The 14942-nt window shown below is 66.2% G+C and carries 14 protein-coding genes; 6 read left to right on the top strand and 8 right to left on the bottom strand.

Features of this window, described 5'->3' with window-relative positions:
• Nucleotides 1-2: 2 nt before the first annotated feature.
• Entirely contained in the window at nucleotides 3-1514 is a 1512-nt protein-coding gene (locus MSTE_RS09290) for a leucyl aminopeptidase (RefSeq protein ID WP_096500670.1), read from the bottom strand.
• A gap of 50 nt (nucleotides 1515-1564) precedes the next feature.
• Here MSTE_RS09290 and gcvT point away from each other — a divergent pair, with 50 nt between their 5' ends.
• Nucleotides 1565-2659: a glycine cleavage system aminomethyltransferase GcvT gene (gene gcvT / locus MSTE_RS09295; protein WP_096500672.1), complete on the top strand. Its 1095-nt coding sequence runs from the start codon at nucleotides 1565-1567 to the stop codon at nucleotides 2657-2659.
• Between the two features lie 42 nt (nucleotides 2660-2701).
• On the top strand, nucleotides 2702-3805 hold the full coding sequence (locus tag MSTE_RS09300) for a branched-chain amino acid aminotransferase (protein ID WP_096500674.1): 1104 nt from the start codon (nucleotides 2702-2704) through the stop codon (nucleotides 3803-3805).
• Here MSTE_RS09300 and MSTE_RS09305 read toward each other — a convergent pair.
• From MSTE_RS09305 to MSTE_RS09325, 5 genes are all read right to left on the bottom strand, one after another.
• The gene (locus MSTE_RS09305; protein WP_096500676.1) at nucleotides 3802-5514 is read right to left on the bottom strand and encodes a metallophosphoesterase; all 1713 of its coding nucleotides are present in this window, start codon (nucleotides 5512-5514) and stop codon (nucleotides 3802-3804) included. The two genes, MSTE_RS09300 and MSTE_RS09305, sit on opposite strands and share 4 nt — an antisense overlap.
• An 88-nt stretch (nucleotides 5515-5602) precedes the next feature.
• On the bottom strand, nucleotides 5603-6361 hold the full coding sequence (locus tag MSTE_RS09310) for an adenosylcobinamide-GDP ribazoletransferase (protein ID WP_096500678.1): 759 nt from the start codon (nucleotides 6359-6361) through the stop codon (nucleotides 5603-5605).
• Entirely contained in the window at nucleotides 6358-7380 is a 1023-nt protein-coding gene (cobT, locus tag MSTE_RS09315) for a nicotinate-nucleotide--dimethylbenzimidazole phosphoribosyltransferase (RefSeq protein WP_096500680.1), read from the bottom strand. Before cobT ends, MSTE_RS09310 begins: the two co-directional genes overlap by 4 nt.
• The gene (locus MSTE_RS09320) at nucleotides 7377-7910 is read right to left on the bottom strand and encodes a bifunctional adenosylcobinamide kinase/adenosylcobinamide-phosphate guanylyltransferase (RefSeq protein WP_096500682.1); all 534 of its coding nucleotides are present in this window, start codon (nucleotides 7908-7910) and stop codon (nucleotides 7377-7379) included. Before MSTE_RS09320 ends, cobT begins: the two co-directional genes overlap by 4 nt.
• Before the next feature lie 6 nt (nucleotides 7911-7916).
• Entirely contained in the window at nucleotides 7917-8582 is a 666-nt protein-coding gene (locus tag MSTE_RS09325) for a DUF3043 domain-containing protein (RefSeq protein WP_096500684.1), read from the bottom strand.
• A gap of 22 nt (nucleotides 8583-8604) precedes the next feature.
• On the opposite strand from MSTE_RS09325, the gene MSTE_RS09330 reads away from it, so the two are divergent.
• A complete protein-coding gene (locus MSTE_RS09330) occupies nucleotides 8605-9666 on the top strand; it encodes a glycerate kinase family protein (protein ID WP_162291397.1) in 1062 nt (353 codons plus the stop codon).
• Between the two features lie 103 nt (nucleotides 9667-9769).
• The gene (locus MSTE_RS09335) at nucleotides 9770-10138 is read left to right on the top strand and encodes a HesB/IscA family protein (RefSeq protein WP_096500686.1); all 369 of its coding nucleotides are present in this window, start codon (nucleotides 9770-9772) and stop codon (nucleotides 10136-10138) included.
• Here MSTE_RS09335 and MSTE_RS09340 read toward each other — a convergent pair whose 3' ends face one another.
• A complete protein-coding gene (locus MSTE_RS09340; protein ID WP_096500688.1) occupies nucleotides 10139-10681 on the bottom strand; it encodes an Rv0361 family membrane protein in 543 nt (180 codons plus the stop codon).
• A gap of 152 nt (nucleotides 10682-10833) precedes the next feature.
• Here MSTE_RS09340 and MSTE_RS09345 point away from each other — a divergent pair, with 152 nt between their 5' ends.
• On the top strand, nucleotides 10834-11805 hold the full coding sequence (locus tag MSTE_RS09345) for a carbohydrate kinase family protein (protein WP_096500690.1): 972 nt from the start codon (nucleotides 10834-10836) through the stop codon (nucleotides 11803-11805).
• On the opposite strand, the gene asnB is transcribed toward MSTE_RS09345, so the two are convergent.
• Nucleotides 11802-13730 carry an asparagine synthase (glutamine-hydrolyzing) gene (gene asnB / locus MSTE_RS09350; RefSeq protein ID WP_096500692.1) on the bottom strand — a complete coding sequence of 643 codons (1929 nt, stop codon included), beginning with the start codon at nucleotides 13728-13730 and terminating at the stop codon, nucleotides 11802-11804. The two genes, MSTE_RS09345 and asnB, sit on opposite strands and share 4 nt — an antisense overlap.
• A gap of 159 nt (nucleotides 13731-13889) precedes the next feature.
• Here asnB and ctaC point away from each other — a divergent pair, with 159 nt between their 5' ends.
• Nucleotides 13890-14939, top strand: coding sequence for an aa3-type cytochrome oxidase subunit II (ctaC, locus tag MSTE_RS09355; protein WP_096500694.1), 1050 nt, complete (start codon nucleotides 13890-13892; stop codon nucleotides 14937-14939).
• Nucleotides 14940-14942 lie beyond the last annotated feature (3 nt).

Genomic DNA, 14942 nt, shown 5'->3' on the forward strand with positions numbered 1-14942 from the left:
CGTCATCCGTTGGCGGCGATGTCCTCCAGCACCCCGAAAATGGTCCGTACCGGCACACCGGTCCCGCCCTTGGCCGTGTAACCCCACGGTCCGCCGGTGTTGAACGCCGGGCCCGCGACGTCGATATGTGCCCACTGCACACCGTCGGCCACGAACTCGCGCAGGTACAGACCGGCCGCCAACATGCCGCCGTTGCGGTGGTTGGTGACGTTCGCCAGGTCGGCAACCCTGGATTTCAGATCGTCACGCAGTTCCTCGGGCAGCGGCATGGCCCAGCCGTTCTCGCCCACGGACTGCGAGATCGTCGACACCCGGTCGCGGAACTCATCGGTGCCCATCACGCCAGGGGTGCGGGTGCCCAGGGCCACCACCTGTGCACCGGTCAGCGTCGCGGTGTCGATCAGGTAGTCGGGCTCATCCTGGCAGGCCCGCACGATCGCGTCGGCGAGGATGAGACGACCCTCCGCATCGGTGTTGATCACCTCGACGGTGGTGCCGTCCAGGTGGGTCAACACGTCGCCGGGGCGCTGCGCCGTCGAGGACGGCATGTTCTCGGCCATGGGCACGGTCGCGATGACGTCGATGGGCAGTTGCTGGCGGGCGGCCAGCAGAGTCACCGCGATAACCGCTGCCGCTCCACCCATATCGGAGGTCATGTTCTCCATGCCGCCCGCGGGCTTGATCGAGATGCCGCCGGTGTCGAAGGTGATGCCCTTGCCCACGAGTGCGACCTTCTTGGCCTTCTTGCCCTTCGCGCCCCGGTAGGTCAGCCGCACCAGCCGCGGTGGGCGCGAGGAGCCCTTGCCGACTCCGATGATGCCGCCGTAACCGGCCTTGGCCAGTTCCTTCTCGTCGAGAACCTCGACCTCGATGCCCTCGGTCGTCGCCAGAGTTTTTGCCCGCTTGGCGAATTCGGCCGGGAACAGATGGCTGGGCGGGGTGTTCACAAAGTCACGCGCGATGATCACGGCAGCCGCGATGGCGGCGCCGCGCTCCATGGCGTCCTTTTGCGCGCGGCCCTTGTCGGCGACGAGCAACGTAACCTTCTGCAGTCCAACGTCCTTCGGTGCGGTCTTGGCGCTGCGGAACTCCGCGAACCGGTATCCGCCAAGTGCCAGGCCCTGCACGGTGGCATCGACATCGCGCGCGGACAGAGTTGTCACCAGGGTTTCGACGTTGTCGAGCGACCGGGCGGCCACGCCCGCGGCGCGACGAATCGTCTCGGCGCCGGCATCTGTCTTACCCAGGCCGACCGCGAGCACACTGGACACCGGCAGACCGTCCACGACCACCCGGGTGAGCTGCTCACCCGAGCCGGTTGCGCCCACGGCCTTGAGAGCGGCCTCGATGGCCTTGACGGCCTTGCTGTCCAGCAGCTGCGCATCGACCACCTTGGGGCCCTTGTCGGATTCTTTCTCCCCGGGGCGTACCCCCACCAGCAATACCGCGGCGGAGACTCCGCGCTGCGGAATGGACGTGGCCAGGGTGAACGAAGGTGCCGTGTATGCGCTCATGAGATCACAGCCTAGTGAAAGCCGGTGATGCGCCAATTAGGGTGAACGCCATGACGGATCTCTTGCTCGGCCCTCTTCACGATCGGCACGCCGCACAGGGCGCCACCTTCGCCGAATTCGGCGGCTGGAATATGCCGGTGTCCTACGCAGGCACGGTGGGTGAGCACACCGCCACCCGGGAGGCCGTCGGACTGTTCGACGTGAGCCACCTCGGCAAGGCTCTGGTGCGTGGGCCGGGTGCCGCGGCGTTCGTCAACGCGTCTTTCACCAATGATCTCAACAAGATTGGGCCGGGCAAGGCGCAGTACACCTTGTGTTGCACCGAGACGGGCGGTGTCGTCGACGACCTCATCGCCTACTACGTCTCCGATGACGAGATCTTCCTGGTGCCCAACGCCGCCAACACCGCGGCGGTGGTGGCCGCCCTGCAGGAGAAGGCCCCCGAGGGAATCACCATCACCAACCAGCACCGCGACTACGCGGTGCTGGCCGTGCAGGGACCCAAGTCGGCGGATGTGCTACAGCGGCTCGGACTGCCGACGGATATGGAATACATGGCGTACGCCGACGCAACGCTCGACGGTCAGCCGGTGCGAGTGTGCCGGACCGGCTACACCGGGGAACACGGCTACGAACTGCTGCCGTCCTGGGATTCCGCCGGCGCCGTCTTCGACGCGCTGCTGCCGGTGATCACCGAGGCGGGCGGCCAGCTAGCCGGTCTGGGCGCGCGCGACACGCTGCGCACCGAGATGGGCTATCCGCTGCACGGTCACGAGCTGTCCCTCGACATCAGTCCGGTGCAGGCGCGGGCAGGATGGGCCGTCGGGTGGAAGAAGGACGCGTTCTGGGGGCGTGAGGCCCTCACCCAGGAGAAGGCGGAAGGTCCGCGCCGCACCCTGCGTGGCCTGCGGGCCACCGGCCGGGGCGTGTTGCGCCCCGATCTCACGGTGCTCGCGGGCGGCCGGCCGGTAGGGGTGACCACCTCGGGCACCTTCTCGCCGACCCTCAAGACCGGTATCGCATTGGCCCTGCTGGACAGCTCGGCGCAGATCGTCGACGGGGCCACCGTCGCCGTCGACGTGCGTGGCCGGGAGATCGAATGCGAGGTCGTCAAGCCGCCGTTCGTGGACGTCAACGTCGGATAATGGGTTCGGGTTTGGCGACATCGGACAGCTAGACTGCCGAGCATGAATCCGCTTCCCGAGTTCACCCGGCAACTCAACCCGTCACCGGCCAGCCCGGCGCGTCGGGCTGAGGTACTGGCCGCGCCGGGATTCGGGAAGTACTTCACCGACCACATGGTGTCCATCGACTGGAACACCGAAAACGGTTGGCACAATGCGCAAGTGGTGCCCTACGGCCCCATCACTCTTGACCCGTCGGCCATCGTGTTGCACTACGCGCAGGAGGTCTTCGAGGGGCTCAAGGCCTACCGGCAACCCGACGGAACCATCGCTGCGTTCCGGCCCGAGGCTAACGCCGAACGGATGATCCAGTCCTGCCGACGCATTGCCATCCCGGAGCTGCCGCAGGAGTTGTTCATCGAGTCGCTGCGCCAGCTCATCGCCGTCGACGCGGACTGGGTTCCGCCGGGCGGCGGCGAGGAATCGCTGTATCTGCGGCCGTTCATCATCGCCACCGAGGCCGGTCTCGGCGTGCGGCCCGCCGCCGAATACCGGTACCTGCTCATCGCCTCACCGGCTGGTGCGTACTTCTCCCAGGGCATCAAGCCCGTCAGCGTGTGGCTCTCGCACGAATACGTGCGCGCCGCACCCGGCGGGATCGGCGCAGCCAAGACGGGTGGCAACTACGCCGCCTCTCTGGTCGCCCAGGCGCAGGCCGCCGAAGAGGGCTGCGATCAGGTGGTGTGGCTCGATGCCATCGAGCGCCGGTACATCGAAGAAATGGGTGGCATGAACCTGTTCTTCGTGTTCGGTCGCGACGGTGAGGCCCGTCTGGTCACTCCCGAACTGTCCGGCTCACTGCTGCCCGGCGTGACGCGGAAGTCCTTGTTGCAGTTGGCCTCCGACGCCGGATTCGCCATCGAGGAACGCAAGATCGACGTCGACGAGCTGGAGAAGAAGGCGGCCTCGGGAGAGATCACCGAGGTGTTCGCCTGCGGCACTGCCGCGGTGATCACGCCGGTCGGCCGCGTCAAGCACTCGAGCGGCGAATTCACCATCGGCGAAGGGGAACCCGGCGAGGTGACCATGGCGCTGCGCGACACGCTGACCGGAATCCAGCGCGGCACCTTCGCCGATACGCACGGCTGGATCACCAAGCTCGGCTAAGACGCCCGTGTGCGTACGGGGCGGCGATAGGTCACCGTGTCGAATTCGCGTCCATATTCGTCGACGGCCGTGACGTCCATCTCGCTGACGAATGTCCCGGGCCGCACGTCGACGCGAATGAATGCGTAGTTGCGATACCGTACGCGCGACCAGGTGACCGCCTCGGCGTGCTTACTGCCGTCCGGCGCCCAGACATAGCTGTTGGGAACCAACGTATCGGTGAGCTCGCGGCCCCGGTATCCCTCCGGTTCGCCCGGCTGAAAGTCATAGCGGGGTCGGCCCGCAGAACCCACGGTGTAGTACACGGTGCCATCCGATTCGGGGTCGACGGTGGACCGATCGCCGGCCTCCCGGGTCGAACGACCCGCGCGAATCGGATCCGTGCGCTCGAAGACGTGGTTGTGTCCCTGCAGCACCAGATCCACCTGATAACGGTCGAACAGCGCACACCAGGCGTCGCGGACGCCACCGTCGCTGGCATGGGACAGTGTTGTCGAGTATGCGCAGTGGTGAAAGAAGCACACGATGAAGTCGATATTCGGGTTCGCCCGATATGCCGCTAAAGTTCTTCCCACCCAACCGGTTTGGGCACCACCGGAGTAGCCGGTATTCGCCTTGATCTCGTAGGACACGTCATTGGCGTCCAGGGACAGGACGGCGACGTTGCCATAGGTGAACGAGTACGCGGACGGGCACCCCGCGGGGCCGTTGCCGGGGAAACCAAGACGGGCCAGATGGCCGCCATAGCCGTGGTTTCCGTACGCGGCTTCCATGTCGTGATTGCCGGTGGCGAACATCCACGGTGTCGTCGAGGCACTGGGCTCGATGGAGGTCAGGTAGACGTCCCAGACGAACGGATTGTATTTGTCGAACCCGGCTGCGGCCTTGCCGCCGGAAGACACGAACTCGGGCTTCTTTCCCATTCCGGATGGGTCCGCATAGGCGATGTCTCCGGCCAGGATATGGAAATCGGGTCGGCACGCCACAATCTGGTTCATGACGTTCTGTGTGTGCGGCGTGGCCGGGTCGTTGTCTGCGCTGTAGTAGCTGTCGTCGTATTCGCCGGCAGCCAGATTTGGTGGGAGTGCGGGGGTCTCATCGGTGCCCTGATCGCCCATCATGGTGAAGCGGAAGGGGGCGAATGCGTTTCGTGCGGACGGGATGGCCGTCGCCGCGGAACGGATATCGCTCAAAAACCCGTCGGTGGTGCGCCAGCGGTAGAAGTGCTCAGTGCCCCCACCGAGTCCATGGATAGGTGCGTGGACGTAGAACTGTTCGGCTCCCAGCACCCCGTGATCGCTTGAGGGGATTTGTGTCACGAGATTGCGGATCTCGGCCTCGAGGGAGGCGCCGAGATCGGGGGTTGGCCCATGGTCGAGAAAGATCTTGGTGCCGTGCGGATTTCTGGACAGCTGCCCGGAAAAGCTGAGCTGGCTGGACGAATCTGCGCCATACCCCACCCGCCTGCCGGCAACACCCAGCGGTGCGTCATCGGCGTACGCCCGCCGTCCGAACGGTGATACGCCCAGCGCGGCGACCGCGGCCGCGGCAGCCGATCCCCGCAGGAAGTTGCGACGCGAGACCGGGTGGCGGCGTAGATATCCGCGATGCCATTCGTACTGTTCGGCCATTGACATCGAGCGGGCGATCGGCTCGGGGATTCCCATATCCGGCGTCTCGCCGGCGGGGTTCACAGGGTTGCGCGGCATAAGTTCGAATAGTGGTCCACGGCACCAGATAACGCGACCGCACAGGCCGGGTCGATCGCGAACTCTTGATGAATCTTTCGTCGCCGCCTCACGCGGCCGCGAACCCGAGCGCCGCCAGTGTGGTGGTCACCTCGACGCTCGCTCCCAACACGTCTCCGGTGATGCCGCCGAACCTGCGCACGCAATGGCGCACCAGCAGCACACCGGCGCCCAGCGCGATCACGACCGCGACCGGCCCTTGCCATGGCCGCCAGGGCTGCGCGAGAAGACCGACGGCCATGGCCGCGAGCACCCAGATCCCCGCCAGCCACAAAGGCTGCGACCCCGCCACCCGGGCACCGAAGCCGCTGTGTGCGGCACCGGGCACCCCACGCCGACATGCCACCACCGCGCTGACACGCCCGACCGCGACCGCCAGCGCGATGGCCAGCCACTCCTGCCGTGAGGCCAGCATTCCGAACGACAATGTCTGTGCCAGAAGGGCGATGATCACCGCCGCCACCCCAAATGGTCCGGCCGAACCATCGCGCATCACGGTGAGCGCGCGCTCCGGCGGTCCGTAGCAGCCGAGCCCGTCCGCGGTATCGGACAGTCCATCGATATGCATGCCACGGGTGGCCAGCACCACCACCGTCGCGGCTGCAAGTCCCGCGATGGGCCCGATGTAGGCGGATGTCGCCAGGTAGGCGATCGCCGCTGCCAGCGCGCCGAGTGCGGCGCCCACCACGGGCAGCGCCGCCAGCACCGGACCCGAGAGCGTACCGGCAAGCCGTGCGGGAACCGGTGCCACGGTGGAGAATTCGAAGGCTCCGCCAATGGGCCGTAGTAGCCGCAGCAGTCGGTTCACGCGCCGCCCGGCCCGTCGATTCGGGCCTCATCGAAGGTCGCCATCTGCGCCAGCGTGCCCGCGGCGGCCTGTAACACCGGCAGTGCGACGAGCGCCCCGGAGCCCTCACCCAAGCGCATCTGCAGATCCAACACGGGATCCAGTCGGAGACGTTGCAGGGCAAGCGAATGCGCCGGCTCGGTGGAGCGATGCCCGGCAAGCCACCACTGACGCGCTCCCGGGGCCAGCTGCTCGGCCACCAGTGCGGCTGCGGTCACCACCAGCCCGTCGAGCAGCACCGGGGTACGCCGCACCGCCGCGTGCGCCACGAAACCGGTGATTGCCGCCAGATCGGCGCCACCTGCCCGGGCGAGCAGCGCCACCGGGTCGGTACGCACATTCTTGGTGCGGCGCAACGCATCGCGCACCGCGGCGGTCTTGCGTGCCCACCCGGCGTCATCGACTCCGGTGCCGCGGCCCACCACCGCCACCGGTTCGCTTCCGGTGAGCGCCGCCACCAACACCGTCGCGGGAGTGGTGTTTCCGATGCCCATATCGCCCGCGATGAGCAGATCGGCTCCGCCGTCGATCTCGGCGTCGGCCAGGGCGATACCCGCGGCCAGCGCGGCATGAGCCTGCTCCTCGGTGAGGGCGTCCTCGACGGCGATATTGCCACTGGGACGGCCCACGGCGATGTCGGCGACCCGCACACTGGCACCGGCCAGTGCGGCAAGCACGTTCACAGCCGCGCCGCCCGCTTCGATGTTGTGCACCATCTGCGCGGTCACCGACGGGGGATAGGCCGACACTCCGGCGGCAGCCACACCATGATCACCGGCGAACACGACCACCCGTGGACGTTGGAATGTCGTAGGGGGGCACTGATTCTGGCAGGCCGACACCCAAATCGAGAGCTCTTCCAGTCGCCCCAATGCGCCGTCCGGCTTGGTGAGCTGCCGTTGCCGGTCACGTGCGGCGGCGGCGATATCCGGGTTGGGTGCCGAGACCGGGGCGAATCGGGGTGCCTCGCCGCCGTTCATTCGGCGGCACCCTTGATGGCCAGTGGTTGACCGGCCACCACCAGGAGCACCCGTTGACAGCGCTGTGCCACCGCTTGATTCAGCGCGCCGAGCTGATCGGCGAACAGCCGTCCGGATGCGGTGGCGGGCACAACGCTCAATCCGACCTCTGGACTTACGATCACCAGCTCGCTGCGGTAGGAGCCGATCGCATCGACCAGCTCGTCGATATCGGATGCCACAACCTCACCGCCGCCGTCCCATGCGGCGCGAGCATCCATCATCGCGGTCAGCCACCCCCCGAGATCGTCGACGAGCGTCGGCACCGCATCACCGGCGCGCAATTCGTCGGCGATATCGGTCGTCTCGGCCGTCGTCCAGTCATCGGGGCGCCGAGACCGGTGTGTGGCAACCCTTTGCGCCCACGCCTCGTCCTCGCAGACAGATGTTCCGGTCGCCAGGTACCGCACGGGGCCCGAGGCGGGCAGCAGAGACTCGGCGAAACGTGATTTTCCCGAACGTATTCCACCGAGCACCAGCGTGGTAGCCACCTGAGGCTAGACCGGCTCGCCGCGGTTCACCCGGGGGCGCGGTGCGCGCATCCTGCGCAGCTGCGATGCGCGGCTCGCCGCGTACCAGCCGAGTTTGAAACCGCCCTCGTCGCTGGTCGGGAAGCGTTCGGAGACGCGCTTGTTCACCAGTCTGCCGACGAAAACCCCGTCGACGATCATGACGATCATCAAGACCAGCATCGCCGGGGTCATCCACATCTGAACCTGCACAGACGGCACCGCGAACATGGTGAAGATCAGGAACAGCGCCAGGGGCATGAACAGCCCCAGCACATTGCGCCGTGAATCGACGATGTCGCGGGCGAACGCGCGCACCGGACCCTTGTCACGAGGCAACAGATACGCCTCGTCGCCGGCCATCATCTTTTCGCGGCTGTCGGACATCCGGGCGCGCCGCTCTGTGTTCTCGACCTTGCGTTCCGCCCGCGACAGTTTCGGCCCGCGCAGGGACTTACGACGCTGCCGGGCCTCGGCACTGGTCAAGGGCGCCGGGGCGACAGGTCCACGACGCTTGCCGGCATCCCGCTTCGGGGTGGGGCGGCCCTTCCCAGCCTGCACCGGCGATGTGACGTCCGTCTCACCGATGGGTGATGAGGACTCGTCGGCGGCGCCGTTTTCGGAGGTGGATTTCTTTCGGCCGAGCAGATTCACACGCCCAGATTATCCTGCGCGAATGAGTCAGATTCTGGTGGCGCCCGACAGCTTCGGCGACACGCTCACCGCTACGCAGGCGGCGACCGCCATCGCGGAGGGCTGGGGAAGGACTCGCCCCGCCGACATCGTCATCCTCAGCCCCCAATCAGACGGAGGGCCCGGGTTCGTCGACGTGCTGGCCGCGCAGCTGTTCACGGCGCACCGACACCCGCTGCGGGTACGCGGGCCTCTAGATGAGGACGTCGACGCCGAGTGGCTCCTCGACGGCACGACCGCCTACATCGAATGCGCGCAGGCCTGCGGGCTGCCGCTGCTCAAACGTGCGCCGTCTGCCGATACCGCTTGGCGTGCGCACAGCACCGGGGTCGGGCAGCTGATCGCGGCGGCACTCGATGGTGGAGCCACCCGCATCGTGGTCGGCCTTGGCGGCAGCAGCAGCACCGATGGAGGTGCGGCGCTCATCGCGGGCCTCGGTGGGCTCGTTGCGGCCCAGCAGCGCCTGGCCGCAACGGAACTAGTGGTCGCCAGCGATGTCGAGCATCCGCTGCTCGGCGCCCGTGGTGCTGCCGCGGTGTTCGGTCCTCAGAAGGGTGCCGACCCGGATACCGTCAGACGCTTGGACGCACGGCTGGCCGGGTGGGTCGCAGAAATGGAGGACCACACCGGTCGGATCGTGCGAGACCTCGCCGGAGCCGGGGCCGCAGGCGGGATAGGAGCGGCGCTGCTGGCGCTCGGAGCGCGTCGCGAATCGGGAGCGCGAATCGTGGCCGAACACACCGGCCTGGACGCTGCGATCGCGCAGGCAGCCCTGGTGATCACCGGCGAAGGCAAGTTCGATGACCAAACCTTGCACGGCAAGGTCGCCGGGGCAGTCGCGAGCCGCGCCGCGACCTCCGGCACCCCGGTGTTGGTACTGGCCGGGCAGGTGGCGCTGACAGCCGATGAATACGGGCGGGCCGGTATCGCGCGTGCCGAATCGATCGCCCAGTTCGCGGGGTCCGTGCGGCTGGCCATGGAGGATGCGGCAGGCCAGCTGGCGGGCCTCACGGCGCAGGTCGCACGCCACTGGTCACCCGGCTAGGGCATAGATGTAGGAATACCCTTAGACGAGGTACCGTTGAGATCACAAGACGTTCATTACCTGGACGTCCGCCCGAGAGCTTCGACGCAGGGGAGATCCCACGATGACTGTCCAAGACGAATCGACTGCCACCTCCACCGAGGAAACTCATGGTGCCGTCTTGACCGACGCCGCCGCCACCAAGGCCAAGGCGCTGCTGGATCAGGAAGGCCGCGACGATCTGTCGCTGCGCATCGCGGTCCAGCCCGGCGGTTGCGCGGGCCTGCGATACCAGCTGTTCTTCGATGACCGCACCCTGGACGGTGACCTGGTCACCGAGTTCGACGGTGTGAAGCTCACCGTCGACCGGATGAGCGCCCCGTACATCCAGGGCGCCTCGATCGACTTCGTCGACACCATCGAGAAGCAGGGCTTCACGATCGACAACCCGAACGCCACCGGCTCCTGCGCCTGCGGCGACTCCTTCAACTGATCAGAACGCGTTCGAACCGCGCATGTACGCGGAGCAGACGTAGATCTTGCCCTCGTTGATCAGTAGCTCGGCCTGCCCCTGAGGAGCGTCCTTGCGCTTCTGGCTGGTCGCGGTGAACAGCACCTTGAGCTGGTACTCGGAGAAGTAGACGATCTTGTCGATCGACTTCACCGTGGCCGAGCCGAAGGTATTCACAAACTGCTGGGCGTTGGCCCGCACAATCGTGTCGTCGGTGTCCTTGTCGCGCACCGCGTCGTATAGGCCGCAGCCGGCGTTGCGGGCCAGCGTCACGATGTCGAGCTTGGCCATCGCATCCAGGTATCCCTGGATGGTCTGCTCGATCTTGGCCTCGCTGGGCCGGTGGGACACACCAGAATTCTTGGTCAGAAAACCGAGCAGCAGCGCCAGCACCACCAACGCGGCCACGACCGCGGCCGGGGCGAGCCAGCCGGGCACCTTGCGCTTGCGATCCGGGTAGTCGACCGGGGGAGGCATGGGCGGTAGACCAGGGTAGGGCACCGTCGAATAACCTGGTTCCGCCATTGACTCTCCTGAAATTTCGTTTCCCCAGATCGCGCTCCCCAACAAACCAGGCTAGCAATCGGCCACAACCCCGGAACAGTTACGTTAGGTAAGCTTCTGTGGTTGTCCGTCGACTTACCAAGCCCGCCCGAATCCTACGAAGGGTCTCACGCGTGTCCATCATCGTGACCGGATCTATTGCGACCGACCACCTCATGAACTTCCCCGGCAAGTTCTCCGAGCAGCTGTTGGTCGAGCACCTGCAGAAGGTGTCCCTCAGCTTCCTGGTGGACGATCTGGAAATCCGTCGTGGAGGCGTCGCGGGGAACATCGCGTTCGCCATCGGCGTGCTCGGCGGCAAGCCCGCTCTGGTCGGCGCCGTGGGTGCGGACTTCAACGAGTACCGGTCCTGGCTCGAGGGCCACGGCGTCAACTGCGACGGCGTGCTGATCTCCCGGACCGCGCACACCGCGCGTTTTGTGTGCACGACAGATCAGGACATGGCGCAGATCGCGTCCTTCTATCCGGGTGCGATGTCCGAAGCCCGTGACATCTCGCTGGCCGATGTCGTATCGACCACCGGGACACCGGAATTGGTGATCGTCGGAGCCAACGACCCCGACGCGATGCTCCGGCACACCGAGGAATGCCGCAGCCTGGGATTGCCGTTCGCGGCCGATCCGTCGCAGCAGCTGGCCCGGCTTTCCGGTGAGCAGGCCCGCGAACTCGTCGGTGGCGCCACCTACCTGTTCACCAACGACTACGAGTGGGATCTGTTGCTCTCCAAGACGGGGTGGACCGAGGCAGACGTGCGTGAGCGTGTCGAGCTGCGGATCACCACCCTGGGTGCCAACGGCGTCGAGATCGTGGAGAAGGATGGCACCTCCCTCAAGGTGGGCGTGGTCCCGGAGAAGGGGCAGGTCGACCCGACCGGTGTCGGCGACGCCTGGCGTGCCGGATTCCTCACCGCTCGTAGTGCCGGCCTGAGCCTGGAGCGTTCGGCGCAGCTGGGAGCGCTGGTGGCCACGCTGGTGCTGGAGACCGTCGGAACCCAGGAATGGGTCTGGGAGCGCGACGAGGCGCTGGCCCGCCTCGCCGACGCGTACAGCCCGGACGCTGCGGACGAGATCGGTGCGGCTCTTTAGAGCTGCACCGGGTAGTGCGGCTCCTGGATGTTCGGCCGCACCGATTGTTCGACGAAGATCGCGTGCCACAGCATGAAGATCAGCACCGTCCACAGCCTGCGGCTGTGATCGGCGGCACCGGCGGCATGCTCGGTGAGCATCCGGCCGACAGCGGGCACATCGATCAAGTGCCCCGCCTGTGTGGTCGCCAGCATCTCGCGGGCCCAGTCGTGTAGCAGTCCGTCGACGAACCAGTGCCGGATGGGTACCGGGAAACCGAGCTTGGTCCGGTGCAGAACATGCGCCGGCACAATGGGTTCCAGTGCCCTGCGGAGTGCGTACTTGGTGGTTTCGCGGGTGATCTTCTCCCGGTAGGGCAGCCGCGAGGCCACCTTGAACACCTCGGGATCAAGGAACGGCACCCGCAGCTCAAGCGAGTTCGCCATCGTCATCTTGTCGGCCTTGACCAGAATGTCTCCGCGCAGCCAGGTGAACAGGTCCACATACTGCATGCGCGCCACCGGATCGGCGCCCGCGCACCGCTCGTAGAGAGCCGCGGTGACGTCCTGGTGTCCCCATTCCGGGCGATAGTGGGGGAGCACCGCGCGCAGCTGTTCGTCATCGAAGCTGCGGGCGTTCCCGTAGTAGCGCTGCTCCAGTGTCATCGAACCGCGGTTCAGCAGGCTCTTGCCGCGTACCCCGTCCGGGATGGCGGCCGAGAGCCGTGCCGCAACGCGCCGCAACGCGCCGGGTAGATATTCGAAAGGCTTGAGCGACAAGGGTTCCCGATAGATCGTGTATCCGCCGAAGAGTTCGTCGGCACCCTCGCCGGAGAGCACCACCTTGACGTGTTTACGGGCCTCTTTGGCCACGAAGTACAACGGCACCAGGGATGGATCCGCAACGGGATCGTCCAGATACCAGACGATCTCGGGTAACGCGGAAACAAACTCCTCCTCGCTGACCACCTTCACGACATGCCGGGCACCGATCGCCTCGGCGGACTCGACCGCCACATCGACTTCGGAATAGCCTTGCCGCTCAAAGCCGGTCGTGAACGTAATCAGCTTCGGGTTGTGCCGGATCGCCAGCGCGGCGATGGCCGTGGAGTCGATACCGCCGGACAGGAACGAGCCCACCGTGACATCGGCCCGCATGTGCTTGGCCACCGAATCGGAGAGCACCTCGGTGATCTCGTCGTACCGAGACTGACGGGTCGCGCGGGTGAACGGCGTGACGGCAAACCGGGCCGGGAAGTAACGCGTGACACGCGGCTCCTGACCGGGGGTGATGCGCGCGTACGAGCCGGATTCCAGGCGGCGGATCTCGGTGTGCAGGCTCTCGGGCTCCGGAACGTACTGCAGCGTCGTGTAGTGCTGCAGCGCCCGCAGGTCCAACTCGGTTCCGATGCCTAACTGCTCCACCAGATCCAGCAGGCATTTCTTCTCACTACCCAGCGCGGTGCCGCCCGGGCCAGTCGCCATGAACAGCGGCTTTATGCCGAAAGGATCTCGCGCGCAGAACAACTCACGTTCGATCGTGTCCCAGATCGCGAAGGCGAACATGCCGCGCAGACGATGTAGCGCATCCGGGCCCCAGAAGTGGTAAGCCGCCAGAATTGCCTCGCCGTCGCCCTCGGTGGCGAATGCGGCGCCGTGCTCGGCCCGGAGCGTCTCTCTGAGTTCCAGGTAGTTGTAAATCTCGCCGTTGAAGACCAGCACGTATCGGTCCGGGGTGTCCGCCGGTCCCCAGCGCAACGGTTGATGCGAATGCGCGATGTCGATGATCGAGAGCCGGTTGAAGCCGAAGAGCACGTTTTCCTCGTGCCAGATTCCCGGCTCATCCGGTCCGCGATGACGCATATGCACCATCGCCGCATCCACCGCAGGGCTATGAGATTCGAGCGAAGACCCGGGCGGGCCCAGCCACGCCACCAGTCCACACACGCGGCCAAGTATGCAACATCGCGCGACCTATCCCAGGACCTAGGTCCCCACACCGGCCCCGTCGCTGCCCTGATGCGACCGCGTGGTCTACGCTGCGTAGTATTCGATTGCTGCCACTGGTCAGCGATGGATTCTGTACCGAAACAGGAGGCTTAAAACGTGACGTCACGGTCCGGCTCACGGCCGTCCCTGCTGGCCACTGTGGTGCTGTTGGGCGCGGCGAGCTTCCTGCTCAGCGGTTGTAGCGTCCAAGAAGTGCTGCGGTTCGGGTGGCCCGAGGGAATCACCCCCGAAGCCCACGACTACATGGCTCCCCTGTGGACCTGGGCAGTCGTGGCCTCGCTGGTCGTCGGCGTCATTGTGTGGGCACTGACCTTCTGGACCGTCGCGTTCCACCGGCACAAGCCGGGCGACACCGAGTTCCCGCGTCAGTTCGGCTACAACCTGCCGCTGGAGCTGATCCTGACGGTGGTGCCCTTCCTGATCATCGCGGTGCTCTTCTACTTCACCGTCGTGGTGCAGAACAAGGTCATGCACAAGGACCCGAACCCCGAGGTCGTCGTGGACGTGACCGCCTTCCAGTGGAACTGGAAGTTCGGCTACCAGAAGGTCGCGTTCAAGGATGGCAGCCTCAACTACGAGGGCGCCGATCCGGAACGCAAGAAGGCCATGACCTCCAAGCCCGAGGGTAAGGACGCGCACGGCAACGAGCTCGTCGGCCCGGTGCGCGGCCTGAATCGTGAGGACCGCACCTACCTGAACTTCGACAAGATCGAGACCGTCGGAACCTCCTCGGAGATCCCGGTGCTGGTACTGCCCAGCGGCAAGAGCGTCGAGTTCCAGCTGGCTTCGGCCGATGTCATCCACTCGTTCCGGGTGGTCCCGTTCCTGTTCACTCGCGACGTGATGCCCGAGCCCAAGGCCAACAACTCCGACAACGTCTTCCAGGTCAGCAAGATCCTGAAGGAAGGCGCGTTCGTGGGTCGCTGCGTCGAGATGTGCGGCACCTACCACTCGATGATGGCCTTCGAGCTGCGTGTGGTGAGCCCCAACGACTTCAAGTTCTACCTGGAAGCGCGCAAGGCGGGTAAGACCAACGCCGAGGCGCTGGCATCGATCGGGCAGTCGCCGGTCTCGGTTACCACCCGGCCGTTCGACGGCCGCCGCGGGGAGCTCGCGCCGGCGGACAACAACGCGGCGAAGAACTAGGCA

This window comes from [Mycobacterium] stephanolepidis, from assembly GCF_002356335.1.
Taxonomy (GTDB): Bacteria; Actinomycetota; Actinomycetes; order Mycobacteriales; family Mycobacteriaceae; genus Mycobacterium; species Mycobacterium stephanolepidis.

Coding starts and splice junctions, on each gene's coding strand:
- gcvT (WP_096500672.1), top strand. CDS start 1,565: ATGACGGATCTCTTGCTCGGCCCTCTTCACGATCGGCACGCCGCACAG.
- MSTE_RS09305 (WP_096500676.1), bottom strand. CDS start 5,514: ATGCCGCGCAACCCTGTGAACCCCGCCGGCGAGACGCCGGATATGGGA.
- cobT (WP_096500680.1), bottom strand. CDS start 7,380: ATGAACGGCGGCGAGGCACCCCGATTCGCCCCGGTCTCGGCACCCAAC.
- MSTE_RS09335 (WP_096500686.1), top strand. CDS start 9,770: ATGACTGTCCAAGACGAATCGACTGCCACCTCCACCGAGGAAACTCAT.
- MSTE_RS09300 (WP_096500674.1), top strand. CDS start 2,702: ATGAATCCGCTTCCCGAGTTCACCCGGCAACTCAACCCGTCACCGGCC.
- MSTE_RS09290 (WP_096500670.1), bottom strand. CDS start 1,514: ATGAGCGCATACACGGCACCTTCGTTCACCCTGGCCACGTCCATTCCG.
- MSTE_RS09340 (WP_096500688.1), bottom strand. CDS start 10,681: ATGGCGGAACCAGGTTATTCGACGGTGCCCTACCCTGGTCTACCGCCC.
- MSTE_RS09330 (WP_162291397.1), top strand. CDS start 8,605: ATGAGTCAGATTCTGGTGGCGCCCGACAGCTTCGGCGACACGCTCACC.